Annotated in this window: 1 protein-coding gene; it reads left to right on the top strand. The window is 61.2% G+C overall.

The window, feature by feature from the left end:
* On the top strand, positions 1–1,045 hold a 1,045-nt coding region (locus ACIP66_RS28795), incomplete at its 5' end, for an NADH-ubiquinone oxidoreductase-F iron-sulfur binding region domain-containing protein (protein ID WP_400652700.1).
* Between the last annotated feature and the right edge of the window lie 186 nt (positions 1,046–1,231).

Raw genomic sequence — 1,231 nt, 5'->3', positions numbered from 1 at the left:
CAACACCTTGAAAGACCGCATGCAGATGGAGCAACTGCCCCATCAGCTTATAGAAGGCATGCTGATCAGTGCTCGCGCGCTGAAAACCTACCGTGGCTACATCTTCCTGCGTGGCGAATACACCACCGCCGCCAAGCACTTGAATCGTGCCGTGGAAGAAGCCAAGGCTGCGGGCCTGCTGGGCAAGAACATTCTCGGTAGCGGCTTCGATTTCGAGCTGTTCGTCCACACCGGCGCCGGGCGTTACATCTGCGGTGAAGAAACCGCACTGATCAACTCCCTCGAAGGCCGTCGCGCCAACCCGCGCTCCAAGCCGCCCTTCCCTGCCGCCGTCGGCGTGTGGGGCAAGCCGACTTGCGTGAACAACGTCGAGACCCTGTGCAACGTGCCGGCGATCATTGCCGACGGCGTTGACTGGTACAAATCGTTGGCGCGCGAAGGCAGCGAAGACATGGGCACCAAGCTCATGGGCTTCTCCGGCAAAGTCAAAAACCCGGGCCTGTGGGAACTGCCATTCGGCGTCACCGGTCGCGAGTTGTTCGAAGACTACGCCGGCGGCATGCGCGACGGCTTCAAGCTCAAAGCCTGGCAGCCAGGTGGCGCCGGTACCGGTTTCCTTCTGCCTGAGCACCTCGACGCACAAATGTACGCCGGCGGCATCGCCAAAGTGGGCACCCGTATGGGTACCGGCCTGGCGATGGCGGTGGATGACAGCGTCAACATGGTCTCCTTGCTGCGCAACATGGAGCAGTTCTTCGCTCGCGAGTCGTGCGGTTTCTGCACCCCGTGCCGTGATGGTTTGCCATGGAGCGTCAAGCTCTTGATGGCCATCGAAGAAGGCCGCGGTCAGCCAGGCGACATCGAGACCTTGCTGGGTCTGGTCAACTTCCTCGGCCCGGGCAAGACCTTCTGTGCTCACGCACCGGGTGCCGTGGAACCGTTGGGCAGTGCCATCAAATACTTCCGTCCAGAGTTCGAAGCCGGTATCGCGCCTGTCAGCGCCGCCGTCCCGCCTCTGGCAAGGCCGATCGTAATCGGCGCGTAAACGCTTAATAAGGTGAAGGGCCTGAGCCCTTCGCCTCCTGCGATGACGCCTTTCGAGGCTGGTTTGATTCGCACGGATAACAAGATTCCATTAGCCACGCCCGCTGACACCGGGCCAACGAAGACCTTTGAACCATGGCCACTATCCACGTAGACGGCAAAGCGCTCGAAGTCGACGGGGCAGACA

Source organism: Pseudomonas sp. NPDC088429 (assembly GCF_044753305.1).
Lineage (GTDB): Bacteria > Pseudomonadota > Gammaproteobacteria > Pseudomonadales > Pseudomonadaceae > Aquipseudomonas > Aquipseudomonas rustica.
Note: the sequence above shows the minus strand (reverse complement) of the source record. Positions and strands in the feature narration are given on the sequence as shown.